Genomic DNA, 23,445 nt, shown 5'->3' with positions numbered 1-23,445 from the left:
TACAATGCCCGCTGCCCCGCAGGAGACTTTCATGACGCGTCCCGCCCCCGTCCGCAAACCCCGTGCCCGCAGTCAGGCACGGATCGATTCGATACTCGACGCCGCGCGCACGCTGCTGGCCGCCGAGGGCGTGGCGAGCCTGTCGATCTACAGCGTTGCCGAGCGCGCACAGATTCCGCCCTCCTCGGTCTACCACTTCTTCGCCAGCGTCCCGGCGCTGCTCGAAGCCCTGACGGCCGATGTACACGCAGCCTTCCGCGCCTGCCTGCAAGCGCCGATCGATCACGATGCCCTGCGCGACTGGCGTGACCTGTCGCGGCTGGTCGAGGAGCGGATGCTGGAGATCTACGGCGAGGATGCCGCCGCCCGCCAGCTGATCCTCGCGCAGCACGGCCTCACCGAAGTCACTCAGGCCGACCGCCAGCACGACCTCGAACTCGGCGACCTGATGCACAAGCTGTTCGACCATCACTTCGAACTGCCGCGACTGCCGGATGACGTCGACGTGTTCGCGCTGGCCATGGAACTGGGCGACCGCGTCTATGCCCGTTCGGTGCAGCAGCACGGACAGATCACCCCGCGCATGGCCGAGGAAGGCATGCGGGTGTTCGATGCCTATATCGGGCTGTATCTGCCGCCCTATCTGCCCAAGCGGGTTCTCTAGCGCAGCACGCGACAGGCACAAAAAACCCCGAAGGGCTCACACCCTTCGGGGTTGTTTTTGTCCCACGCCCTTACAACTTGGCGATGGACACCTCGGTGGATTTCACGAAGGCGATCACTTCGCTGCCGACCTCCAGTTCCAGCTCCTTGACCGAACGGGTGGTGATCACCGACGTGACGATGCCGGAAGCGGTCTGCACGTCGATTTCCGACAGCACGTCGCCGAGAACGATCTCCTTGATCGCGCCTTTGAACTGGTTGCGTACGTTGATGGCTTTGATAGTCATGGCATTTCTCCTAGGATCGAAATGAGCGGCAAGCGGCAAGCTACAAGCTGCAAGTAAAAGCGATCTGCTTTCGCTTGCGGCTTGAGGCTTGAAGCTCGCAGCTGCTTCATTGCGCCCAACGCAGTTGCGTAGGCAAGGGTGAAACGGGTTCCGGCGCCGGCGGTTCGCCGGGCAGGGACAACACACGGTTGAGCACTTCGGTTTCCAGCGCCGCCAGGCGATGGGAGCCACGCACCCGAGGGCGCGGCAGCTCCACTTGCAGGTCGAGGCCGACTTCGCCGTCCTCGATCAGAATCACCCGGTCGGCAATCGCCACCGCTTCGCTGACGTCGTGGGTCACCAGCAGCACGGTGAAACCATGCTGTTGCCAGAGACGCTCGATCAGTTGCTGCATCTCGATCCGGGTCAGCGCATCCAGCGCGCCCAGCGGCTCGTCGAGCAGCAACAGACGCGGTTGATGGATCAGCGCCCGGGCCAGCGCCACACGCTGCTTCTGCCCGCCGGACAGCGCCGCCGGCCATTCATTGGCGCGATCGGCCAGACCGACCGCATCCAGCGCCTGCAAAGCTTGCGGGCGCCAGTCGCCCTTGAGGCCGAGACCGACGTTGTCGATGATCTTTTTCCACGGCAGCAGCCGTGCTTCCTGGAACATCAACCGGGTGTCATCCCGCGCATCGCTAAGCGGTGCAGCCCCGGCCAGCAAATCGCCGCCGGTGGGTTGATCGAGACCGGCGAGCAGGCGCAGCAAAGTACTTTTGCCGCATCCGCTGCGCCCGACCACAGCGACGAATTGCCCCGCCGGAATGTGCAGATCGATGTCACGCAGCACTTGCCGCGAGCCGAAGGTCTTTTGCAGGTTGCGCACCGCCAGCGGAATCCCGCGCAGCAGGCGTGGAGGTTGTTGAGCGGTCATGCCGCACCTCCTTTCGCCACTTGATACGCCGGATGCCAGCGCAGCCACACACGCTCAAGGCCACGGGCCGCGAGGTCGGCCAGCTTGCCGAGCACCGCGTACAGCAGAATCGCCAGCACCACCACGTCGGTCTGCAGGAACTCGCGGGCGTTCATCGCCAGGTAACCGATGCCGGAGCTGGCAGAGATGGTTTCCGCCACGATCAGGGTCAGCCACATGAAGCCCAGAGCGAAACGCACGCCGACCAGAATCGAAGGCAACGCACCCGGCAGAATCACCTGCCAGAACAGGCTGAAACCGGACAGGCCATAACTACGCGCCATCTCAACCAACGCCGGGTCGACGTTGCGGATGCCGTGATAGGTGTTGAGGTAGATCGGGAACAGCGTGCCCAATGCCACCAGGAAAATCTTCGCCGACTCATCGATGCCGAACCACAGGATCACCAGCGGAATCAGCGCCAGGTGCGGCACGTTGCGGATCATCTGCACCGAGCTGTCGAGCAGGCGTTCGCCCCACTTCGACAGGCCGGTGATGAAGCCCAGCACCAGACCGATGCTGCCACCGATGGTGAAGCCCAGCGCGGCGCGCCAGCCGCTGATCGCCAGGTGCGTCCAGATTTCGCCGCTGCGCACCAGGCTCACGCCGGCTTCGATCACCGCCACCGGCGCCGGCAGAATCCGCGTCGACAACCAACCCGCCGACACCGACAACTGCCACACCGCCAGCAACAACACCGGCAACGCCCAGGGCGCGAGGCTGTGGATAAATTTCTTCATGGCGGCGCCTCAGCTCTGGGACGCGGCTTTGGGAAGAATGTCGTTGGCCACCATCTCGCCGAACGGGCTGACGTAACCGGCGCTTTTCGGCAGTTCCGGACGCTCGACGTCGAGGTGCGGGAACAGCAGTTCAGCCACCCGATACGATTCTTCGAGGTGTGGATAACCGGAGAAGATGAAGGTATCGATGCCCAGATCCGCGTATTCCTTCACCCGTGCAGCTACGGTCGGGCCGTCGCCGACCAACGCCGTCCCGGCACCGCCGCGCACCAGACCGACGCCGGCCCACAGGTTCGGGCTGACTTCGAGGTTGTCGCGGCTGCCACCGTGCAGCGCGGCCATGCGTTGCTGGCCGACCGAATCGAACCGCGCCAGCGAAGCCTGGGCACGTTTGATGGTGTCGTCGTCCAGATGCGAAATCAGGCGATCCGCCGCTTGCCAGGCTTCGGCGTTGGTTTCCCGCACGATCACATGCAGACGAATGCCGAAGCGCACGGTGCGGCCGAGCTTGGCGGCTTTGGCGCGCACCTGTTCGATCTTCTCGGCAACGGCTGCGGGCGGCTCGCCCCAGGTCAGAACCATTTCCACTTGCTCGGCGGCCAGATCCTGCGCCGCTTCCGACGAACCACCGAAATACAGCGGCGGACGCGGTTGCTGGATCGGCGGATAGAGCAATTTGGCGCCCTTGACGCTGATGTGCTCGCCGTCGTAATCCACGGTTTCGCCTTCCAGCACCCGGCGCCAGATCCGGGTGAATTCCACCGAGGCCTGATAGCGCGCTTCGTGATCGAGGAACAGACCGTCGCCGGCCAACTCTTCCGGATCGCCACCGGTCACTAGGTTGAACAGCGCACGACCGCCGGACAGACGATCCAGCGTTGCCGCCTGACGCGCCGCCACCGTCGGGGAAATGATCCCGGGCCGCAGGGCGACAAGGAATTTCAGACGCTGGGTCACCGGGATCAGCGATGCCGCCACCAGCCACGAGTCCTCGCAGGAGCGGCCGGTGGGAATCAGCACGCCGCCAAAACCCAGTCGATCCGCCGCTTGCGCGACCTGTTGCAGATAGCCGTGGTCGACGGCGCGGGCGCCTTCGGCGGTGCCAAGGTAATGGCCGTCGCCGTGGGTAGGCAGGAACCAGAAGATGTTGAGGCTCATGGAGTGGTCTCCTTGGGGATTCGATTTACTGGGCTTGGGTGACCGAGCTTTGGGCCACAGCGGCCGGTGGGGTCCAGATCACGTCCTTGATGCTCAACGGCTTGGGAATCAACTTGAGCTGGTAGAAGGTGTCGGCGATTTTCTGTTGTGCGGCGACCACTTCCGGGGTCAGGAACAGCGCGCCGTAGCCCTGGCGTTTCACCGAGGTCAGGGTGATGTCTGCCGGCAGGCCGAGCAGCGGCGACACCTGTTGGGTCACGTCTTCCGGGTTGGCCTTGGACCATTCGCCTACGGCGCGCACTTCTTCCACGAGGGTCTTGATCACCTCGGGATTTTTCTGTGCGTAGGGTTTGGTCGCCAGGTAGAACTGGTGGTTGTCGACGATGCCTTTGCCGTCACGCAGGGTGTGCGCTTGCAGCTGTTTTTCGGCGGCGGCCTGGTACGGGTCCCAGATGACCCAGGCGTCGACGCTGCCACGTTCGAACGCGGCGCGGGCATCGGCCGGCGGCAGGAATACGGTTTGAATGTCGGTGTACTTGAGGCCGGCGTCTTCCAGCGCACGCACCAGCAGGTAGTGGACGTTGGAGCCTTTGTTCAGGGCGACTTTCTTGCCCTTGAGATCCGCCACCGATTTGATCGGCGAATCTTTCGGCACGAGGATCGCTTCGCTGTTCGGCGCTGGCGGCTCGTAGGCCACGTAGAGCAGATCCGCACCGGCCGCCTGGGCGAAGACCGGCGGGGTTTCGCCGGTGACACCGAAGTCGATCGAGCCGACGTTCAGGCCTTCGAGCAGTTGCGGGCCGCCGGGGAATTCAGTCCATTGCACGTCGACGCCTTGGGCGGCGAGGCGTTTTTCCAGCGTGCCTTTGGCTTTGAGCAGCACCAGTGTGCCGTACTTCTGATAACCGATACGCAGGGTTTCGGCTTGAGCTTGAGTGATGGCGCCGAAGAACACAGCCGCAGCAAACAGAGCGACCAGACCACGACGCAAAAATACAGTGCGCATAGCGCTCTCCTTTTTGCTGTTGGGTTTTGGCTGCACCTGCTTGGCCGTTGGCGGCTGAGTAAGGTGAGTACTTCAAATGCGGGTGAAGCTTCAAATGCTCCAGCGAGCACTCAACAAACGTTCATTCAACAGCCCCGGCTCCAGCGGCTTCGGCCGGCGGGCCATGGCGCTGACAAACTGGTCCAGCGCTTCATGCAACCGCTGCTCCAGCGCCGGCGCCAACTGCGCCTGGGCACTGCCTTCGCCGTAGGCGATCTGGCTGTCCTCGGCAAAAATTCCTTGCAGCATTTCCTGGGCCTTCAACGCCGACAGCACAGGCTTGAGGGCGTAATCGACCACCAGCATGTGGGCGATGCTGCCGCCGGTGGCCATCGGCAAAACGATCTTGTGGTTCAGCGCACGCTCGGGCAGCAGATCCAGCACGGTCTTCAGGGCGCCGGAAAACGACGCCTTGTACACCGGCGTGGCGATCAGCAGGCCATCGGCGTTTTCAATCTGTTGCAGCAGGTCGAGCACCTTCGGGCTGTCGAAGCGGGCGTGGAGCAGGTCTTCGGCCGGGAAGTCCCGCACCTGATAACTCACCACTTCCACCCCTTGCTGCTGCAACCAGCGTTGCGAGCGCTCCAGCAACACCCCGGAGCGGGAACGTTGACTGGGACTGCCACCGAGTGAGACGACCAGCATTCAGACGATTCCTTGCGCGTTACAGGCGATTCGCGGGTTGCGATCTCGCTTCGATGTCAGTGACCTTACCAGTTGATTCATATATCCATAAATCATATTTATTCATTTGGTTATTCTTTATGGAGATATGCATTTCATTTTCTTGCGGCAAAAAAACAGGCCGTCAAAGCGGCCTGAAACCCTGCATCGTGGTTGGTACTGATCGCTCTCCGACACTGATGATCGTTCCCACGTCGAGGCGTCGAACCGTCTGCGTGGGAATGAATCCATGGACGCTCCGCGGCCACTGTGACGCAGAGCGTCACGGGCGGCATTCCCACGCGGAGCGTGGGAACGATCTGCAACGAGATGCGCCCGGTCAGATCACTTGTTCGGCTGTGGTGTGAGGCGCAGGTACGGTTTCACCGCGCGATAGCCCTTCGGAAAGCGCTGCTTGATTTCGTCTTCGTCCTTGAGCGACGGCACGATCACCACTTCTTCACCGTCCTGCCAGTTGGCCGGGGTGGCCACCTTGTAGTTGTCGGTGAGCTGCAGCGAATCGATCACCCGCAGGATCTCGTGGAAGTTGCGCCCGGTGCTCGCCGGGTAGGTGATGGTCAGGCGGATCTTCTTGTTCGGATCGATCACGAACAGCGAACGCACGGTCAGGGTGTCGTTGGCGTTCGGGTGGATCAGATCGTACAGATCGGACACCTTGCGATCGGCATCGGCCAGGATCGGGAAGTTGACGATGGTGTTCTGGGTTTCGTTGATGTCCTCGATCCACTTGTGGTGCGAGTCCACCGGGTCGACCGACAGGGCAATGGCTTTCACGCCGCGCTTGCTGAACTCGTCCTTGAGCTTGGCAGTGAAGCCCAGCTCGGTGGTGCAGACCGGGGTGAAGTCCGCCGGGTGGGAAAACAGCACGCCCCAGCTATCGCCCAGCCATTCGTGGAAACGAATCTTGCCGGCGCTGGAATCCTGTTCGAAATCGGGGGCGATATCGCCAAGTCTGAGGCTCATGGTGCGGCTCCTGATGAGTGGTTGGAGACCTCAACTGTAGCTCGGGATTCGATCTTCTTAAAAAGAATAAATAACTAGATATTTATATCTTTATTGAATATTAAACATCTGTTCACTGGACGTCCCGCAGCATCGCGACGAACATCGCCCTCAAGGTTCGAGAAGGCCTTGAGTTGCTGTAAAGAGGGAAACATCGGGAAAGGCTTACGGGGGTGAGCCGGACCCGAAAACGCAAAAGCCCCGTCCGGCGCGATGCCGGACGGGGCTTTTTTTCGTCAGTTACCTGAGCGCGTTATTACAGCAGCGGGATCGAGTAGCTGAGGATCAGGCGGTTTTCGTCCTGGTCGCGAACACCGGCGATGTTGGTACGCCAGGTAGCGTTTTTCCACATGAAGCCGACGTTCTTCAGCGGGCCTTCCGGCACGACGTAACCGATGGTCAGGTCGCGTTCCCACTCGGTGTCGCCATTGCCGTTTTCACGACCGGTGGAAGTTACGGTGTCGATGTTATCGCCACGCAGGTAAACCATACCGGCGGTCAGGCCCGGTACGCCAACCTTGGCGAAGTCATACGAGTAGCGAGCTTGCCAGGTACGTTCGCCGGCACGGCCGAACTTCTGGATCTGCATGTCGGTGATGGTGTAGTTAGACGAACCGTCGCCCTGGTTCAGCCAAGGGAAGTCGCTGCTGCCGTTGGAAACCTGGTAGCCGCCACCGAAAGTGTGACCTTCAACGGTGTACAGGAACAGACCGCTGTAGAGGTTGTTGTCGACTTTACCGCGACCGCTGGCAACACCGGAGTAGTTACCGCTGCTGAAGTAAGCAGGCGTGTTGCCGTTGCGGCCGTCGTCAGAGCTGTTGAAGTAACGGAAGTCAGACTTCAATACGCCCGGGCCGATTGCCCAGTTGTGGACCAGACCCAGGAAGTGTTGCTTGTAGAAATCTTCCAGGTTGCCGTAGTAGTACTGGGCAGTCAGGTCTTTGGTGATCTTGTAGTCACCACCGGCGTAAATGAACTTGTTGCTGTTAACGGTACGCGGTGCCGCGCCGTTGATAGACAGCTGCTCATTGTTGCTGGAGTTACGACCCTTCGCGTGCTCGATCTGACCACCGACCAGGGTCAGGTCCTTGATTTCGCCGGAAGTGATCTGGCCACCCTGCCAGGTTTGTGGCAGCAAGCGACCGTCGTTGGTCACGATGACCGGGTTCTTCGGCTGCAGGGTACCCAGCTTCAGTTCAGTCTGGGAAATCTTGGCTTTGGCAGTCAGGCCCAGGCTGGAGAAGTTATCAACCGCTTGACCATTGGATTCGCTTGGGAAAACAGTGCCGCCGTAAGCGGTGCCAGGATTACCGTTAGCAGCAACGTTGCCGTTGGTGCCGCCGCCCGAATCCAGACGTACGCCCAGCAGGCCGATGGCGTCGATACCGAAGCCTACGGTGCCTTGGGTGTAGCCGGAGATGAAACGCAGATCGAAGCCTTGGCCCCACTCTTCGTTGCGGCTTGGTTCGGCAGTGCCGCTACGGTTGTCAGTGTTGATGTAGAAGTTACGCAGCCCCAAGGTGGCCTTGCTGTCTTCGATGAAACCGGCGGCGCCTGCCTGCTGCGCCAAAACCCCTACGGCCACGGCCAGGGCCAAGGTGGACTTGTTCATGTTTCGCTCCTCTCGTTTCTAATTCTTGTGTTCCTGGTCCGGGGTCTGATGCCCCTGGATCCTAAGATGCGCGATTAGCGCCAGACCGTGACTGACAAGTCAATCGTAACCTTGTATGTCTACGACCAAGGTCTAATCGCAGTGATTTGGTCCCTGCAGGGTAAAGACTTCCTGATAAACCCAAAAAGAATTTATTAATTCTTTTTGATACCTTTCAGCTATATGGCCAGCCATTTGCCATCCTTACCGGATACAGCGTATCGGCGACTAAGCTCATTACTAAATGGTATTTGTTAGCCTTTTTTTAGATCGATTAGCTTTGACGCGACCCCGATTCGTCAAACCCTATCGAAAAGGCGACGCCATGATGGCCAAACGCGCACTATCTAGTCAATTTGTTACAGTTTGTGTGTCGGCGCTGATTTCTTTTTCAGCCCATGCCGCCAACCTCACCGTCGGCTACCAGACCGGTATTGACCCGAGCAAAGTCCCCCAGGCCGACGGCGTGTACGAGAAGGCCATCGGCGAGAAAATCGACTGGCGTCGGTTCAACAGCGGCCCGGAAGTTGTGACAGCCATCGCCTCCGGCGATGTGCAGATCGGCAACCTCGGCTCCAGCCCGCTGGCGGCCGCTGCTTCGCGCAATCTGCCGATCGTGGCCTTTATCGTCTCGGCGCAGATCAATGCCGCCGAAGCACTGGTGGTGCGTAACGGCAGCGGTATCAACAAGCCCGAAGACCTGATCGGCAAGACCATCGCCACCCCGTTCGTTTCCACCTCCCACTACAGCCTGCTCGGTGCGCTCAAGCACTGGGGCCTGGACACCTCGAAAGTCAAAGTGGTGAACCTGCAACCCGCAGAAATCGCGGCGGCCTGGAAGCGTGGCGACATCGACGGTGCCTTTGTCTGGTCGCCGGCGCTGGGTGAAATCCGCAAGACCGGCAAGACCCTGACGGATGCCGCGCAGGTCGGCCAGTGGGGCGCGCCGACCTTCGAAGTCTGGGTCGCGCGCAAGGACTTTGCCGAGAAGCATCCTGAGGTCGTGGCCAAGTTCGCCAAGGTGACTCTGGACTCGTTCGCCGATTACGCCGCCCATAAAGACAGCTGGACGGCCGATTCCGTACCTGTACAGAAAATCGCCAAACTGACCGGTGCCAATGCTGCCGACGTTCCGGAATTGCTCGCGGGTTCGGCATTCCCGGACGCCAAGGCACAACAGACCACGGCGCTGCTGGACGGCGGCACGGCGAGGGCGATTGGTGAGACGGCGAAATTCTTGAAGGAACAGGGCAAGGTCGAAAGTGTTCTGCCTGACTACTCGCCGTATGTCAGTGCGAAGTTTGTAGCCGAATAAACGCTATCGCGAGCAAGCTCGCTCCCTCACAGGCTCAGTGAACCTTTGTGGGAGCGGCCCTGCTCGCGATGAGGGCGTCACATCACAGAGACTTTTCGAAGATCTTCGAATTGCGCTGATAGTTATAAAGAGAAGCCCGAGCTGCCGGCAGGCGCTCGACGCTGCTCGGTTCGAAACCGCGCTCGCGGAACCAGTGGGCAGTGCGGGTGGTGAGGACGAACAGAGTCTTCAAACCCTGCGCCCGGGCACGGGTCTCGATGCGTTCGAGCAATTCGTCGCCGCGACCGCCATGGCGATACTCGGGATTCACCGCCAGGCACGCCAGCTCGCCGGCATCCGAATCGGCAATCTGATACAGCGCCGCACAGGCGATGATCATCCCTTCACGCTCGACCACGCTGAACTGCTCGATTTCGCGTTCCAGCACTTCGCGCGAGCGACGCACCAGAATGCCCTGCTCTTCCAGCGGGCTGATCAGATCGAGCAAACCGCCGACGTCTTCGATCGCCGCCTCGCGCACCAGTTCGAATTGCTCTTGGGCCACCAGCGTACCGCCACCGTCACGGGTGAACAGTTCAGTCAGCAGCGCACCATCCTCGGCATAACTGACGATATGGCTGCGCGCCACGCCGCCACGACAGGCTTCGGCGGCGGCATCCAGCAGTTCCGCCTGATAGTTGCTGCCCAGACGCTGCAGATGTGCCGGCACCTGTTGCGGACGCAGTTCGCGCACCAGTTTGCCGTTTTCGTCGATCAGACCGAGGTCGGCGCCGAACAGCAGCAGCTTGTCGGCGCCCAGATCGATGGCGGCGCGGGTGGCGACGTCTTCGCAGGCGAGGTTGAAGATCTCGCCGGTAGGCGAATAACCCAGCGGCGACAGCAGCACGATGGAGCGCTCGTCGAGCAGACGGTTGATGCCTTTGCGGTCGACCCGGCGCACTTCGCCGGTGTGGTGATAGTCGACACCTTCCAGCACACCGATCGGCCGGGCCGTCACGAGGTTGCCGCTGGCCACCCGCAGACGCGAGCCCTGCATCGGCGACGAGGCCATGTCCATCGACAGCCGCGCTTCGATGGCGATGCGCAACTGGCCGACCGCATCGATCACGCACTCCAGCGTCGCGGCATCGGTGATGCGCATGCCGTGGTGGTAATGCGGGGTCAGGCCGCGGGCGGCAAGACGGGTTTCAATCTGCGGACGGGAACCATGAACCAGTACCAGCCGCACGCCGAGGCTGTGCAGCAGCACGATGTCATGGACGATGTTGCCGAAATTCGGATGCTCCACGCCGTCGCCCGGAAGCATGACAACGAAGGTGCAATCGCGGTGAGCATTGATATAAGGAGACGCGTGGCGAAGCCAATTGACGTATTCGGGCATGAACCTGGGCCTGTAATAAATAGCAGCCGGAAAAAGGGCAGAACGGAAAACGCACAGCGGGCTGATGGTTATCGTCGGAACAGGCTTGGCGACACGCGCGCTCTCCTCATGAATACGGGTGGGTGTTTGGGCAATTTATACAGCTTTGAGACAGTAATGTTCGATCAACTGCCGCAATAGATGCACGGTAGGCTGCAAACGTGACATTTCGAGGTACTCGTCCGGCTGGTGCGCACAGGCGATGTCGCCAGGGCCGAGCACGATGGTTTCGCAGCCAAGGCGCTGAAGATAAGGCGCTTCGGTGCCGAACGCTACCGCTTCGGCCGTATGGCCGGTGAGTTTTTCGGCAATTCGCACCAGTTCCGCGTCTTCGGCCTGCTCGAACGGCGGCACTTCGGGAAACAGCGGCGCGTAATCGATTTTCACCTGATGGCGTTCGGCGACCGGGTTGAGCCTGCGCAGAATCTCGCTGCGCAAGAGCTTGGGGTCCATTCCCGGCAACGGCCGCAGGTCGAACTCCAGCGAACACTGACCGCAGATGCGGTTGGGGTTGTCGCCCCCGTGGATACAGCCGAAGTTCATGGTCGGCTGCGGCACGCTGAACTGCGGGTTGTTGAATTCGCGCTGCCACAGCAGGCGCAGGCCGCGCAGTTCGCCGATGGCATCGTGCATCGCTTCGAGGGCGCTGTGCCCCAGGCGCGGATCCGACGAATGGCCGCTCTGCCCAAGGATATCGATGCGCTCCATCATGATGCCTTTGTGCATGCGGATTGGTTTGAGCCCGGTCGGCTCGCCGATCACCGCCGCCCGGCCCAGCGGTCGCCCCGCCTCGGCCAGCGCACGGGCACCGGACATCGAGCTTTCTTCATCGCAGGTGGCGAGGATCAGCAGCGGTTGTTTGAACGGCTGATCGAGCAGCGGTTGCACGGCTTCGATGATCAGGGCGAAAAAGCCCTTCATGTCGCAGCTGCCGAGGCCGACCCAGCGGCCGTCGACTTCGGTGAGTTTCAGCGGGTCGGTTTTCCACAGCGCATCGTCGTACGGCACCGTGTCGCTGTGCCCGGCCAGCACCAGCCCGCCGGGGCCGCTGCCAAAACTGGCGAGCAGGTTGAATTTTCCGGAGCTGACCTGCTGGATGTCGCAGCTGAAACCGAGGTCGCCGAGCCAGCCCGCGAGCAGATCGATCACCGCCCGGTTGGACTGATCGAGCCGCGGCTGAGTGCAACTGACCGACGGCGCGGCGATCAGTGCAGCGAACTGGTCTTGCATGGACGGCAAAGGCATCGCTGACTCCAACTCCCGGATTGAGGTTCATCATAGAACCATCCGGCGCCGAGAATAAACCGCCGCAAAGCGTAGGAAGGTTCAGTCCTGTACACTGCACGGCCTTGGCAGCCACACATTCCCCCGGCTGCGCTCCCGATCCTGGATTTTCCGGCCATGCAGAAAGAAACCGAAATCAAACTCCGCGTCAGCCGCGAAACCCTCGCCGCCCTGCGCGAGCACCCTCTTCTGAAAAAACGCAACAAAAGTGGCTGGGAACGCCGTGAGTTGATGAATCAGTACTTCGACACGCCTGAGCGTGACCTGGCCCGGGCCAAGGTTGCCCTGCGCCTGCGCAAGGACGGCGAAGAGGTGATTCAGACCCTCAAGACCCGTGGCCAGAGCGTCGCCGGTCTGTCCGAGCGTAACGAGTACGACTGGAACCTGCCCAAAGCCAAGCTCGACGTGAAGAAACTCGACGGCGAATGCTGGCCCGAGTCCCTCGCCGAGCTGGACAAGAAAACCCTGAAACCGATCTTCACCACCGATTTCGTCCGCGAGCGCGCCGAAATCGCCTGGGGCCGTGGCAAGACCAAAGTGGTCATCGAAGCCGCGCTGGACCTTGGCCACGTGGTGGTCGGCAAACAGAAAGAAGAAATCTGCGAGCTGGAACTGGAACTGCGCGAAGGCGAACCTGCCGCGTTGCTGGAACTGGCTGCCGAACTGGCCGAAACCCTGGCCCTGATGCCGTGCGACATCAGCAAGGCCGAGCGCGGCTATCGCCTGTATGACGCCAACAGCTACTCGCTGAGCCTGCCGGCGCCGGCCATTATCGCCGAAACCCCGCTGGACGACGCCTTCGCCGCCCTGGCCTGGCACTTGCTCGGCAGCAGCCAGCGTCTGGCCGAACAGTACCGTTTCAACGGCCACTGGCGCCTGTTGCAGGACTGGGTCGAGAACCTCGCGGAAATGCGTGCCCTGCTGAGCAGCCTCGGCCAGGCCGCACCGCGTCCGTCGACCCACGACTTGCGCGTGGCGCTGGATGCCCTGCTGGAAGACTGGCGCCCGCTGGTGCAGGTCGGCATCGAAGACGAAGACGTGCGCAAAGCCGCACCGGAGCAGTTCCTCGAAGAGCTGGAAGATCCGCGCTGGGGCCTGTTCTCGTTGAACGCTTCGCGCTGGTTGCTGGCCCGCACCTGGACGGCTGACCGCAACACCCGTGGCAATCGCCAGGGTGCCGCGCAGTTGCAAAGCTGGCTGCCGCGCCTGCTGGGCGAAGAAGCCACTTCGCTGCAATTGCAGCGTTATCAGCAGCAGCCGGAAGATCTGGCCGAGCAACTGCCGCGCATTGAACGCATACAGGTCTGGCTGCACCACGCGCGCAACGTGCTGGACATCCCGGAAATGGATCGGCTGTACGGCGAGCTGAACAAACTGGCGCAACTGGCCAACGAGCCGACCATTACCGACGAACTGCTCGATGCGCGCAAGCATCAGGCGATTGCGGTGTACCAGAACCGCGCCTGGAAAATGCTGCTGCGCATGTAACCCCCCTTTCGCGAGCAGGCTCGCTCCCACAGGGAAATGCATTCCAACAGTGGGAGCTGGCCTGCTAGCGATGAGGCCAGCACTTTCAGCGCAGTACCGGCAAACTCGTCGTCGACTTGATCTCCGACAGCGCCACAATCGAGTTCACTTCCTGAATCCCCGGCACCAGCGACAGCTTCTCGAAAAAGAACCGCTCATACGCCTCGATGTCCGCCGCGACAATCCGCAACAGAAAATCCACAGCCCCCATCAGCACGTAACACTCCAGCACTTCGGGAAAACCGCGAATCGCCTCGGTGAATTCGGTGAAGTTCGAACGGCCGTGGGCGTTGAGTTTGATCTCGGCAAAGATCTGCGTGTTCAGACCGATCTTCTTGCGATCGAGCAAAGTCACCTGGCCACGAATGATCCCCTCCTCCTTCATCCGCTGAATCCGTCGCCAGCACGGCGATTGCGACAGCCCCACCTGCTCGGCGATCTGTGCGCTGGACAAGGAAGCGTCCTCTTGCAGCAGGGCGAGAATGCGCCGGTCGTAGCTGTCCAGCTCGCTGTGCATAAATAATCCTCAAAAGAAGCCAATAGCGAATTGATTACACCAATCAACCGCCTGATCAGCTCATCTTAGACAAGAAATGCCCAGCATCGGATGTAAAAATTCCTCCACTGATTCCGGAGACCTCCCATGCCACACCTCGAAGCCGTCAACACCCCTGCGCCCCGTGCCGATGTGTGGAACGCCAGCAACGCCCATTGCCTTGCGCAGTATCAGATCCTGGCCGAGGCCGAGCCGGATTTGCTGGTGCGGGTCCTGAACCTGTTCGCCTTGCAGTGCCTCACCCCGGAACAGGTGAATGTCCAGCGGCTGGACGATCTGCTGTCGATCGACATCGTCATGAGCGGCCTGAGCTGGCACCGCGCCCAGGTGATCGCGGAAAAACTTCGTAACCTGATCAGCGTCTGCTCGGTGAACCTGCAAAACCCCGACGCGGCGTGGGATGCACCGGCGCAGGCGGCCGGCTGACAAGAACCGAAACGTCTTCGTCGGGTAGTGGCCCAACGGTCGGCAGGGCCACGACTATCCTTTGCGCACTGTCGTTCAAAAGGAGCCCGCATGTCCGTTCAACTCGCCACTCAGGACCGCTGGCTGGATCTCAATGAGGTACTGCGTGAACTGGTCGCCCAGGGTTTCATCTGCCAGGACTCGGCCGAGCAAGCGCTGAATGCCCGGCGCCGACATGCCGCCCACGGCCAGAAGCATCCGCTGGAATTCATCGCCAGCCAGCAACTGGACGACCTCAGCCGTCCGGGCAAACACCTCGACCTGGAAAGCCTGACCCTGTGGCTGGCGCAGCAGGCCGGCCAGCCGTACCTGCGGATCGATCCGCTGAAGATCAACGTCGCCGCCATCACGCCGCTGATGTCCTATGCCTTTGCCCAGCGCCACAAGATCCTCGCGGTGTCGGTCGACCGCGATGCGGTCACTGTGGCCAGCGCCCAGCCCTATGTCAGCGGCTGGGAGGCGGACCTGACTCACGTCCTGAAACTGCCGATCAAACGGGTGGTGGCCAACCCGGCGGACATCCAGCGTTTCAGCGTCGAATTCTTCCGCCTCGCCAAATCGGTCAGCGGCGCCAGCAATGCCGATGCGCAGAGCGGCAACCTCGGCAACTTCGAACAACTGCTCAACCTCGGCGCCAGCGATCAGGAACCGGACGCCAACGACGCGCACATCGTCAACATCGTCGACTGGCTGTTCCAGTACGCCTTCCAGCAGCGGGCGAGCGACATCCACATCGAACCCCGGCGCGATCAAGGCACCGTTCGCTTTCGCATCGACGGCGTGCTGCACAACGTCTATCAATTTCCACCCCAGGTGACGATGGCCATTGTCAGCCGCCTGAAAAGCCTTGGCCGGATGAACGTCGCCGAGAAGCGCAAACCCCAGGACGGCCGGGTCAAGACCAAGACCCCGGACGGCGGCGAAGTCGAGTTGCGCCTGTCGACCCTGCCCACCGCGTTCGGCGAAAAAATGGTGATGCGGATCTTCGACCCGGAAGTGCTGCTCAAGGATTTCGATCAGCTCGGTTTTTCCGCCGACGATCTGCGCCGCTGGCAGGACATGACCCGCCAGCCCAACGGCATCATTCTGGTGACCGGCCCGACCGGTTCCGGCAAGACCACCACGCTGTACACCACGCTGAAAAAACTGGCGACGCCCGAGGTCAACCTCTGCACCATCGAAGACCCGATCGAGATGGTCGAGCCGGCCTTCAACCAGATGCAGGTCCAGCACAACATCGACCTGACGTTCGCCGCCGGCGTGCGGGCGCTGATGCGACAAGACCCGGACATCATCATGATCGGCGAGATCCGCGACCTGGAAACCGCAGAAATGGCGATTCAGGCGGCATTGACCGGGCACCTGGTGCTCTCGACCCTGCACACCAACGATGCGCCGAGCGCCATCAGCCGTCTGCTGGAACTCGGCGTGCCGCATTACCTGATCAAAGCCACCGTGCTCGGCGTGATGGCGCAACGATTGGTGCGAACACTGTGCCCGCACTGCAAGGCGCCGCTGACTCTTGATGAAGAAGACTGGCAAACCCTGACCCGGCCGTGGCAGGCGCCGCTGCCGGGCAATGCGCAACGGGCCATCGGTTGCCTGGAGTGTCGCGACACCGGTTATCACGGGCGCGCCGGGGTTTACGAAATCATGCAACTGAGCGACAGCCTCAAGGCCTTGATCAGCCCCGACACCGATCTCACCGCGATCCGTCGTCAGGCATTCAAGGAAGGCATGCGCAGCCTGCGATTGTCCGGCGCGCAGAAAATTGCGGCGGGGCTGACAACCCTTGAGGAAGTGCTGCGGGTGACGCCACAGAGCGAGCAGAAATAGCCGATCACGGAACCGGATCGGGGAAACGGCGATCCAACCGGTTATTCAACACCAGTGGAGTCACCCAACATGCGTCTCAAACTTGCTGTCGCCACCCTTGCCCTGCTGTCTCTGCCCGTCGGTTCGGCAATGGCCGACAGCTTTTGGCGTAACGTCATTTCGTCCGGTGCCACCACCGGTTCGACCTACCTGACCTTCAAGGATCACAAACTGATCGTTGCCGCCCAGGACGACGCCGGCAGCTTCGTCGCCAGCGACGGCGGCATCCGTGGCCCGTACCTGGAAGCCGCGATGCAGAAAGTCCGCGCCGACAACCCTGGCCTGCAGGCAACGGACATGGAACTGGCGAACGCGATCCTGGCGAAGAACGCCGTGGCGTCGGAATAACCTTCCGAACAGACAAAAATGCCGCTCACACGAGCGGCATTTTTTTGCCCGCTGTTCAGCGGTAATCGTCCACCGGTACGCAGGCGCAGAACAGGTTGCGGTCGCCGTAGACGTTATCGACCCGGTTCACCGCCGGCCAATATTTGTGCGCTTTGGTGTGCGCATCCGGCGTGATGCCCTGCTCGATGCTGTACGGCCGCTCCCACACGCCGGTGATATCGGCCAGGGTATGCGGCGCCCGTTTGAGCGGGTTGTCCTCGGCCGGCCAGTTGCCGTTTTGCACCTCAGTGATTTCTGCACGAATGCTCAGCATCGCGCCGATGAAGCGATCCAGTTCGGCCTTGGACTCGCTTTCGGTCGGCTCGACCATCAAAGTGCCCGGCACCGGGAACGACATGGTCGGCGCGTGGAAGCCGTAATCCATCAGGCGCTTGGCGACGTCTTCTTCGCTGATGCCGGTCTGCGCTTTCAGCGGCCGCAGATCCAGAATGCATTCGTGGGCGACCCGCTCGTTGCGACCGGTGTACAGAACGGGGAAAGCACCTGACAAATGCTGCGCCAGGTAATTCGCCGCGAGGATCGCCACCTCGCTGGCATCCGCCAGTTGTGGCCCCATCATCGCGATGTACATCCAGCTGATCGGCAGAATGCTCGCACTGCCCCATGGCGCGGCGCTGACTGCACCGTTTTGCGGTTGCGGCCCGTCTATCGGAATCACCGGATGGTTGGCAACGAACGGCGCCAGATGCGCACGCACGCCAATCGGCCCCATGCCCGGCCCGCCTCCGCCGTGGGGAATGCAGAAGGTCTTGTGCAGGTTCATGTGCGACACGTCGGCGCCGATGTCCGCCGGCCGCGCCAGCCCGACCTGAGCATTGAGGTTGGCGCCGTCCATGTACACCTGGCCGCCGTGCTGGTGGATAACTTCGCAGATTTCGCTGATGCCTTCCTCGTACACGCCGTGGGTCGACGGATAGGTCGCCATCAGGCACGACAACTTGCCCCCGGCCTCGGACGCCTTGGCTTTCAAGTCCTCCAGATCGACGTTGCCGGCGTCGTCACACTCGACAATCACCACGCGCATCCCGGCCATCTGCGCCGAGGCCGGGTTGGTGCCGTGGGCCGAAGAAGGAATCAGGCAGATATCCCGCCCGCCCTGCTGGCGGCTCTCGTGGTATTTGCGGATCGCCAGCAGCCCCGCGTACTCGCCCTGGGCACCGGAGTTGGGCTGCATGCAGATCGCATCGAACCCGGTGATCGCGCACAGCCAGCGCTCCAGTTCCTCGATCATCAGCGTGTAACCAACGGCCTGCTCCCGGGGCACGAACGGGTGCAGGTTGGCGAATTGCGGCCAGGTGATCGGGATCATTTCGCTGGTGGCGTTGAGTTTCATGGTGCAAGAGCCCAGCGGGATCATCGACTGGTTGAGCGCCAGATCCTTGCTCTCCAGTTGTTTGAGGTAGCGCAGCATCTCGGTTTCGCTGTGGTGGGCGTTGAACACCGGGTGACGCAGGTAAGGCGTGCTGCGCTGCAGCGTGTCGGGAATGCCGGAAGCCAGCGTCTCGGCGTCGAGCTCATCGACGCTCAACCCGTGATCGGCGCCCAGCAGCACATCGAACAGTCTGGCCACGGTGTTTTCATCACAGGCCTCGTCGAGGCTCAGACCGAGTTGGCCACGACCGAGGATGCGCAGGTTGATCTGCGCGGACTGGGCACTTTCGATGATCGCGGTTTGCGCCCCGCCCACGTCCAGCGTGAGGGTGTCGAAGAAGTGTTGGTTGAGGCGCTTGATGCCGTGGCGTTCAAGCCCGGCGGCGATAATGCAGGTCAGCCGGTGCACCCGCTGGGCGATTCGTTTCAACCCTTCCGGGCCGTGATAGACCGCGTAGAAACTGGCGATGTTGGCCAGCAAGACCTGGGCGGTGCAGATGTTCGAATTGGCCTTCTCCCGGCGAATGTGCTGTTCGCGAGTTTGCAGGGCCATACGCAGCGCGACATTGCCGCGGGCATCTTTCGACACACCGATGATCCGGCCGGGAATCGCCCGTTTGTATTCTTCGCGACTGGCGAAAAACGCCGCGTGCGGGCCGCCGTAACCCATCGGCACGCCGAAGCGCTGGGATGAACCGAACACCACGTCGGCACCCAGTTCGCCCGGCGGGGTCAGCAGCAACAGACTGAGCAGATCGGCCGCCACGCAGGCCAGCGCCTGCTGCGCGTGCAGGTGATCGATCAGTGGCCGCAGGTCGCGGACTTCGCCGTGGGTGTCGGGGTATTGCAGCAGTGCGCCGAAAACCTGGTGCTGCTTCAAGTTGTCCACAGCGTCGACGATCAGCTCGAAGCCGAAGCCTTCGGCGCGGGTCTGCACCACGGAAATGGTTTGTGGATGACAGTTTTCGTCGACGAAGAACAGATTGCTTTTCGACTTCGCCACGCGCTTGGCCAGGGCCATGGCTTCCGCCGCAGCGGTGGCTTCATCGAGCAGCGAAGCATTGGCCAGTTCAAGGCCGGTGAGGTCGATGGTCAGTTGCTGAAAGTTGAGCAACGCTTCGAGCCGGCCTTGGGCGATTTCCGGTTGGTAAGGCGTGTAGGCGGTGTACCAGCCGGGATTTTCCAGCACGTTGCGCAGGATGACGGTCGGGGTCAGGGTGCCGTGGTAGCCCATGCCGATCAGGCTGGTCCAGACCTGGTTCTGCTCGGCATAACCGCGCAGCTTTGCCAGCGCCACCTGTTCGTCCAGCGCCGGCGGCAGGTCCAGCTCGCGGTTGAGGCGAATGCCCGGCGGCACGGTCTGTTCGATCAGCTCGACCCGGCTGCCGAGGCCGAGGCTGTCGAGCATCGCCTGTTGCTCGGCGGCATCGGGGCCGAGGTGGCGGCGCAGAAAGGCATGGGGATCGCGTAACTGGCTCAAGGATGGCAACTGGGACATGACGGGCTCTCTCTTGGCTGGCGGCTCGGCGTCAATGCAACACGGTCAAACCAGCATAGCAGCCACCCCGACGGCCAAAGTCCCGGGCAGAAAAAAGCCCCGACGGGTCGGGGCTTTGGGGTCTCGCCTGCAGCTTATTCGCCGATGGCAGCCTTGTAACCGGCAGCATCGAGCAGCTTGTCCAGCTCGGCCTTGTCGCTTGGCTTGAGCTTGAAGATCCACGCGGCGTACGGATCGTTGTTCAGCTCTTCCGGCGCGTTGGCCAGGTCTTCGTTGACGGCAATCACTTCGCCACCGACCGGGGAATAGATGTCGGAAGCAGCCTTTACCGACTCGACGACACCGGCAGCATCACCGGCGGCGAACACCTTGCCCACTTCTGCCAGCTCGACAAACACCACATCACCCAACGCTTCCTGGGCGTGATCGCTGATGCCCACGGTGACGGTGCCGTCGGCTTCCAGACGCGCCCATTCATGACTTTCGGCAAAACGCAGTTCAGCTGGGATGTTGCTCATGCTCGGTGTCCTCAAGAAATTGTCAGCGGTCGTGCCCGCCAGAAAAGGTTTAGATCAAGGTTTTGCCGTGACGGACAAAGGTCGGTTTGACCACTCGTACCGGATACCACTTGCCACGGATTTCCACTTCGGCGCGGTCGGCAGTCGCCATCGGTACACGCGCCAGGGCAATCGACTTGCTAAGCGTAGGAGAGAAACTACCACTGGTGATCTCCCCTTCGCCAACATCAGCGATACGAACCACCTGATGGGCCCGCAAAACCCCGCGTTCCTCAAGCACCAGGCCGACCAGTTTGTGCTGCACGCCGGCGGTTTTTTCCGCTTCCAGCGCGTCGCGACCGATGAAGCGGCGCGTGGCCGGTTCCCAGGCGATACTCCAGGCCATGTTCGAGGCCAGTGGCGAAACGTCCTGGTGGATGTCCTGACCGTAAAGGTTCATGCCGGCTTCGACCCGCAACGTGTCGCGGGCACCAAGGCCGATGGGGGAAATGCCGGCGCCCACCAGATCGTTGAAGAATCCGGGGGCCTGATCGGCTGGCAGGGCGATTTCCAGACCGTCCTCACCGGTGTAACCCGTGCGCGCGATGAACCAGTCGCCGTCGATGTGACCTTCGAAAGGCTTGAGCATCTGGATCAGATTGGCGCGGGACTGGGTCACCAGTTCGGCAATCTTGTGCCGGGCATGGGGGCCTTGAATGGCGAGCATCGCCAGCTCGGAGCGTTCGTGCATATGCACATCGAAGCTGCCCAGCTGTGCCTGCATCCAGGCCAGGTCCTGATCGCGGGTGGAGGCGTTGACCACCAGACGATAACCGTCTTCGAGGCGGTAGACGATCATGTCGTCGACGATGCCGCCGCGCTCGTTGAGCATGGTGCTGTACAACGCACGGCCTGGGCTGTGCAGGCGTTCGACATCATTGGCCAGCAGATGCTGGAGCCAGGCCTTGGCCTGGGGGCCGGTGACATCGATCACGGTCATGTGGGAAACATCGAACACCCCGCAATCGCGGCGCACCTGATGGTGTTCCTCGACCTGCGAGCCGTAATGCAGGGGCATGTCCCAACCGCCAAAATCGACCATCTTCGCGCCGAGGGCGAGATGCAGGTCATACAGAGGCGTACGCTGTCCCATGGGTTTCTCCTTCCGGGCGTGGCGAAGGTGCGGAGCGCTGCTGCACGGATCGGAAAGCCCTGTAAAAAAGGGCTTTCAGCCGATTTCAGCGACAGGGTCTGTCAGACGGACCGCACCGAATGCCGCGCATTGTAGCCGCATGATTCAGGACTGACGACTAAGTGTTTCTGTGCGCCGAGCGCCGGATCAAACCGATAACCGGCAACAGACCGACCAATACCAGGGTCAGCGCCGGCAACGACGCCCTCGCCCATTCGCCTTCGCTGGTCATTTCGAAGATCCGCACCGCCAGCGTGTCCCAGCCAAACGGGCGCATCAGCAGGGTTGCGGGCATTTCCTTGAGCACATCGACGAACACCAGCAACGCGGCGCTGAGCGTGCCGGGCAGCAACAGCGGCAGATACACTTTGAAAAACAGTCGCGGCCCGCTGACGCCCAGGCTACGTGCCGCTTCAGGCAAAGAGGGCCGTATACGCGCCAGACTGCTTTCCAGCGGCCCATAGGTCACCGCCACGAACCGCACCAGATACGCCAACAGCAACGCCGCCAGACTGCCCAGCAGCAGCGGTTTGCCCGCACCGCCAAGCCAGCCGGACAGCGGAATCACCAGCTCCCGATCCAGATAACTGAACGCGAGCATGATCGACACCGCCAGCACCGAACCCGGCAAGGCATAACCGAGATTGGCCAGACCGACCGCAGAATTGATCGCCCGGGTAGGCGCCAGACGCCGGGCGAAGGCCAGCAACATCGCCACGCTGACCGTGATCAACGCCGCCATGCCGCCCAGATACAACGTGTGGAGAATCAGCCCGGCGTAGCGCTCATCCAGATCGAATCGCCCGCGCTGCCAGAACCACACCACCAGTTGCAGCACAGGAATGACAAACGCGCAGGCGAACACCAGACTGCACCAGCCGGTCGCCGCCCAGGCCTTGGGCCCGCGCAGGTGATACAGCGCCTTGACCCGTGGTCGCTCGTTGCTCGCCCGATTGGCGCCTCGCGCGCGGCGTTCGCCGTACAGCACCAGCATCACCACCAGCAGCAACAGGCTGGCCAGTTGCGCAGCACTAGGCAGGCTGAAGAAGCCGTACCAGGTCTTGTAGATCGCGGTGGTGAAGGTGTCGAAATTGAACACCGACACCGCGCCGAAATCCGCCAGGGTTTCCATAAGCGCCAGCGCCACGCCGGCACCGATGGCCGGCCGCGCCATCGGCAATGCCACACGCCAGAATGCTTGCCACGGCGACTGCCCGAGCACCCGCGCGGCTTCCATCAGTCCTTTGCCTTGCGCCAGGAACGCGGTGCGCGCCAGCAGGTAGACGTAGGGATAAAACACCAGCACCAGCACCAGAATCACCCCGCCGGTGGAGCGCACTCGCGGCAGGCGCAGGCCGGTGCCGAACCATTCGCGCAGCAGGGTTTGCACGGGGCCCGCGAAGTCCAGCAGGCCGACGAACACGAACGCCAGCACGTAGGCCGGGATTGCGAATGGCAGCATCAGCGCCCAGTCGAGCCAGCGGCGGCCGGGGAATTCGCAGAGGCTGGTGAGCCAGGCGAGGCTTACGCCGATCAGCGTTACACCGATGCCTACGCCGAGGACCAGCGTCAGTGTGTTGCCCAGCAGACGCGGCATCTGGGTTTCCCACAGGTGCGACCAGATCTGGTGGTCGATGGTTTGCCATGAGAGCAGGAGCACGCAGAGGGGGAGCAGCACCAACGCGGCGATGGCGAAGACGATGGGGTACCAGCGGCGTTGGGCGGGGTGGGCCAAGGAAACAGTCTCGTTCAAATGATTGTGCCCACGCTCTGCGTGGGCACACATTCTGTGACGCTCCGCGTCACGCTGTCGATGATGCGACGCAGAGCGTCGAGGGCTGCATTCCCCCGCAGA

The 23,445-nt window shown here is 61.9% G+C and carries 21 protein-coding genes; 6 read left to right on the top strand and 15 right to left on the bottom strand.

What is annotated here, in order from left to right; genetic code table 11:
- Window positions 1–31: 31 nt before the first annotated feature.
- Window positions 32–664: a TetR/AcrR family transcriptional regulator gene (locus EIY71_RS19735; RefSeq protein WP_085746732.1), complete on the top strand. Its 633-nt coding sequence runs from the start codon at window positions 32–34 to the stop codon at window positions 662–664.
- A 70-nt stretch (window positions 665–734) separates the two neighbouring features.
- On the opposite strand, the gene EIY71_RS19730 is transcribed toward EIY71_RS19735, so the two are convergent.
- From EIY71_RS19730 to EIY71_RS19695, 8 genes are all read right to left on the bottom strand, one after another.
- Window positions 735–950: a molybdopterin-binding protein gene (locus EIY71_RS19730; protein ID WP_007953520.1), complete on the bottom strand. Its 216-nt coding sequence runs from the start codon at window positions 948–950 to the stop codon at window positions 735–737.
- A gap of 106 nt (window positions 951–1,056) precedes the next feature.
- Window positions 1,057–1,863 (bottom strand): aliphatic sulfonates ABC transporter ATP-binding protein, encoded by an 807-nt coding sequence (gene ssuB, locus EIY71_RS19725; protein WP_102685820.1) that lies wholly within the window; start codon window positions 1,861–1,863, stop codon window positions 1,057–1,059.
- A complete protein-coding gene (gene ssuC / locus EIY71_RS19720) occupies window positions 1,860–2,642 on the bottom strand; it encodes an aliphatic sulfonate ABC transporter permease SsuC (RefSeq protein ID WP_011336451.1) in 783 nt (260 codons plus the stop codon). Before ssuC ends, ssuB begins: the two co-directional genes overlap by 4 nt.
- Before the next feature lie 9 nt (window positions 2,643–2,651).
- Complete coding sequence (ssuD, locus tag EIY71_RS19715) at window positions 2,652–3,800, bottom strand: FMNH2-dependent alkanesulfonate monooxygenase (protein WP_011336452.1); 1,149 nt, start codon at window positions 3,798–3,800, stop codon at window positions 2,652–2,654.
- Window positions 3,801–3,825: 25 nt separating this feature from the next.
- On the bottom strand, window positions 3,826–4,806 hold the full coding sequence (locus tag EIY71_RS19710; RefSeq protein WP_134022799.1) for a sulfonate ABC transporter substrate-binding protein: 981 nt from the start codon (window positions 4,804–4,806) through the stop codon (window positions 3,826–3,828).
- A gap of 90 nt (window positions 4,807–4,896) precedes the next feature.
- Complete coding sequence (gene ssuE / locus EIY71_RS19705) at window positions 4,897–5,490, bottom strand: NADPH-dependent FMN reductase (RefSeq protein WP_011336454.1); 594 nt, start codon at window positions 5,488–5,490, stop codon at window positions 4,897–4,899.
- A gap of 363 nt (window positions 5,491–5,853) precedes the next feature.
- A complete protein-coding gene (locus EIY71_RS19700; protein WP_016772650.1) occupies window positions 5,854–6,492 on the bottom strand; it encodes a peroxiredoxin in 639 nt (212 codons plus the stop codon).
- Window positions 6,493–6,787: 295 nt separating this feature from the next.
- On the bottom strand, window positions 6,788–8,143 hold the full coding sequence (locus EIY71_RS19695) for an OprD family porin (protein WP_085746735.1): 1,356 nt from the start codon (window positions 8,141–8,143) through the stop codon (window positions 6,788–6,790).
- A gap of 364 nt (window positions 8,144–8,507) precedes the next feature.
- On the opposite strand from EIY71_RS19695, the gene tauA reads away from it, so the two are divergent.
- Complete coding sequence (tauA, locus tag EIY71_RS19690; RefSeq protein WP_129972267.1) at window positions 8,508–9,497, top strand: taurine ABC transporter substrate-binding protein; 990 nt, start codon at window positions 8,508–8,510, stop codon at window positions 9,495–9,497.
- An 82-nt stretch (window positions 9,498–9,579) separates the two neighbouring features.
- On the opposite strand, the gene argA is transcribed toward tauA, so the two are convergent.
- Together argA and argE are read right to left on the bottom strand one after the other, a co-directional pair.
- A complete protein-coding gene (gene argA, locus EIY71_RS19685) occupies window positions 9,580–10,878 on the bottom strand; it encodes an amino-acid N-acetyltransferase (protein ID WP_007951778.1) in 1,299 nt (432 codons plus the stop codon).
- Between the two features lie 135 nt (window positions 10,879–11,013).
- Entirely contained in the window at window positions 11,014–12,162 is a 1,149-nt protein-coding gene (argE, locus tag EIY71_RS19680; protein ID WP_102685824.1) for an acetylornithine deacetylase, read from the bottom strand.
- Between the two features lie 156 nt (window positions 12,163–12,318).
- Here argE and EIY71_RS19675 point away from each other — a divergent pair, with 156 nt between their 5' ends.
- Window positions 12,319–13,689 carry an inorganic triphosphatase gene (locus EIY71_RS19675; protein ID WP_134022797.1) on the top strand — a complete coding sequence of 457 codons (1,371 nt, stop codon included), beginning with the start codon at window positions 12,319–12,321 and terminating at the stop codon, window positions 13,687–13,689.
- Between the two features lie 85 nt (window positions 13,690–13,774).
- Here the strand turns inward: EIY71_RS19675 and EIY71_RS19670 are convergent, their stop codons facing one another.
- Window positions 13,775–14,245, bottom strand: coding sequence for an Lrp/AsnC family transcriptional regulator (locus tag EIY71_RS19670; protein WP_007951785.1), 471 nt, complete (start codon window positions 14,243–14,245; stop codon window positions 13,775–13,777).
- A 126-nt stretch (window positions 14,246–14,371) separates the two neighbouring features.
- Between EIY71_RS19670 and EIY71_RS19665 the strand changes: the two genes are divergently transcribed.
- From EIY71_RS19665 to EIY71_RS19655, 3 genes are all read left to right on the top strand, one after another.
- On the top strand, window positions 14,372–14,710 hold the full coding sequence (locus EIY71_RS19665) for a hypothetical protein (protein ID WP_129973008.1): 339 nt from the start codon (window positions 14,372–14,374) through the stop codon (window positions 14,708–14,710).
- A 90-nt stretch (window positions 14,711–14,800) separates the two neighbouring features.
- On the top strand, window positions 14,801–16,585 hold the full coding sequence (locus EIY71_RS19660) for a GspE/PulE family protein (RefSeq protein ID WP_102685826.1): 1,785 nt from the start codon (window positions 14,801–14,803) through the stop codon (window positions 16,583–16,585).
- Window positions 16,586–16,654: 69 nt separating this feature from the next.
- Entirely contained in the window at window positions 16,655–16,972 is a 318-nt protein-coding gene (locus EIY71_RS19655; protein WP_007951791.1) for a DUF2388 domain-containing protein, read from the top strand.
- A gap of 55 nt (window positions 16,973–17,027) precedes the next feature.
- Here the strand turns inward: EIY71_RS19655 and gcvP are convergent, their stop codons facing one another.
- The 4 genes from gcvP to EIY71_RS19635 all read right to left on the bottom strand — a co-directional run bounded on the left by gcvP (window position 17,028) and on the right by EIY71_RS19635 (window position 23,325).
- Window positions 17,028–19,901, bottom strand: coding sequence for an aminomethyl-transferring glycine dehydrogenase (gcvP, locus tag EIY71_RS19650; protein WP_134022795.1), 2,874 nt, complete (start codon window positions 19,899–19,901; stop codon window positions 17,028–17,030).
- A gap of 134 nt (window positions 19,902–20,035) precedes the next feature.
- A complete protein-coding gene (gcvH, locus tag EIY71_RS19645; protein WP_085746742.1) occupies window positions 20,036–20,419 on the bottom strand; it encodes a glycine cleavage system protein GcvH in 384 nt (127 codons plus the stop codon).
- A gap of 49 nt (window positions 20,420–20,468) precedes the next feature.
- Complete coding sequence (gcvT, locus tag EIY71_RS19640; protein WP_102685829.1) at window positions 20,469–21,551, bottom strand: glycine cleavage system aminomethyltransferase GcvT; 1,083 nt, start codon at window positions 21,549–21,551, stop codon at window positions 20,469–20,471.
- A gap of 157 nt (window positions 21,552–21,708) precedes the next feature.
- Window positions 21,709–23,325: an iron ABC transporter permease gene (locus EIY71_RS19635; RefSeq protein ID WP_134022793.1), complete on the bottom strand. Its 1,617-nt coding sequence runs from the start codon at window positions 23,323–23,325 to the stop codon at window positions 21,709–21,711.
- Between the last annotated feature and the right edge of the window lie 120 nt (window positions 23,326–23,445).

The sequence above is a fragment of the Pseudomonas sp. CH235 genome, assembly GCF_004368175.1.
In the GTDB taxonomy this organism is placed as follows: domain Bacteria; phylum Pseudomonadota; class Gammaproteobacteria; order Pseudomonadales; family Pseudomonadaceae; genus Aquipseudomonas; species Aquipseudomonas paraglycinae.
This window is presented reverse-complemented; position numbering and strand designations above follow the sequence as displayed.

Excerpts from the sequence above, each read along its gene's own strand:
- EIY71_RS19730 (WP_007953520.1), bottom strand. The coding sequence starts at position 950 with ATGACTATCAAAGCCATCAACGTACGCAACCAGTTCAAAGGCGCGATC.
- ssuD (WP_011336452.1), bottom strand. The coding sequence starts at position 3,800 with ATGAGCCTCAACATCTTCTGGTTCCTGCCTACCCACGGCGACGGCCAT.
- gcvP (WP_134022795.1), bottom strand. The coding sequence starts at position 19,901 with ATGTCCCAGTTGCCATCCTTGAGCCAGTTACGCGATCCCCATGCCTTT.
- ssuC (WP_011336451.1), bottom strand. The coding sequence starts at position 2,642 with ATGAAGAAATTTATCCACAGCCTCGCGCCCTGGGCGTTGCCGGTGTTG.
- tauA (WP_129972267.1), top strand. The coding sequence starts at position 8,508 with ATGATGGCCAAACGCGCACTATCTAGTCAATTTGTTACAGTTTGTGTG.
- argE (WP_102685824.1), bottom strand. The coding sequence starts at position 12,162 with ATGCCTTTGCCGTCCATGCAAGACCAGTTCGCTGCACTGATCGCCGCG.
- gcvT (WP_102685829.1), bottom strand. The coding sequence starts at position 21,551 with ATGGGACAGCGTACGCCTCTGTATGACCTGCATCTCGCCCTCGGCGCG.
- EIY71_RS19735 (WP_085746732.1), top strand. The coding sequence starts at position 32 with ATGACGCGTCCCGCCCCCGTCCGCAAACCCCGTGCCCGCAGTCAGGCA.
- gcvH (WP_085746742.1), bottom strand. The coding sequence starts at position 20,419 with ATGAGCAACATCCCAGCTGAACTGCGTTTTGCCGAAAGTCATGAATGG.
- EIY71_RS19660 (WP_102685826.1), top strand. The coding sequence starts at position 14,801 with ATGTCCGTTCAACTCGCCACTCAGGACCGCTGGCTGGATCTCAATGAG.
- EIY71_RS19655 (WP_007951791.1), top strand. The coding sequence starts at position 16,655 with ATGCGTCTCAAACTTGCTGTCGCCACCCTTGCCCTGCTGTCTCTGCCC.
- EIY71_RS19670 (WP_007951785.1), bottom strand. The coding sequence starts at position 14,245 with ATGCACAGCGAGCTGGACAGCTACGACCGGCGCATTCTCGCCCTGCTG.
- EIY71_RS19695 (WP_085746735.1), bottom strand. The coding sequence starts at position 8,143 with ATGAACAAGTCCACCTTGGCCCTGGCCGTGGCCGTAGGGGTTTTGGCG.
- EIY71_RS19710 (WP_134022799.1), bottom strand. The coding sequence starts at position 4,806 with ATGCGCACTGTATTTTTGCGTCGTGGTCTGGTCGCTCTGTTTGCTGCG.
- argA (WP_007951778.1), bottom strand. The coding sequence starts at position 10,878 with ATGCCCGAATACGTCAATTGGCTTCGCCACGCGTCTCCTTATATCAAT.
- ssuE (WP_011336454.1), bottom strand. The coding sequence starts at position 5,490 with ATGCTGGTCGTCTCACTCGGTGGCAGTCCCAGTCAACGTTCCCGCTCC.
- EIY71_RS19665 (WP_129973008.1), top strand. The coding sequence starts at position 14,372 with ATGCCACACCTCGAAGCCGTCAACACCCCTGCGCCCCGTGCCGATGTG.
- EIY71_RS19700 (WP_016772650.1), bottom strand. The coding sequence starts at position 6,492 with ATGAGCCTCAGACTTGGCGATATCGCCCCCGATTTCGAACAGGATTCC.
- EIY71_RS19675 (WP_134022797.1), top strand. The coding sequence starts at position 12,319 with ATGCAGAAAGAAACCGAAATCAAACTCCGCGTCAGCCGCGAAACCCTC.
- ssuB (WP_102685820.1), bottom strand. The coding sequence starts at position 1,863 with ATGACCGCTCAACAACCTCCACGCCTGCTGCGCGGGATTCCGCTGGCG.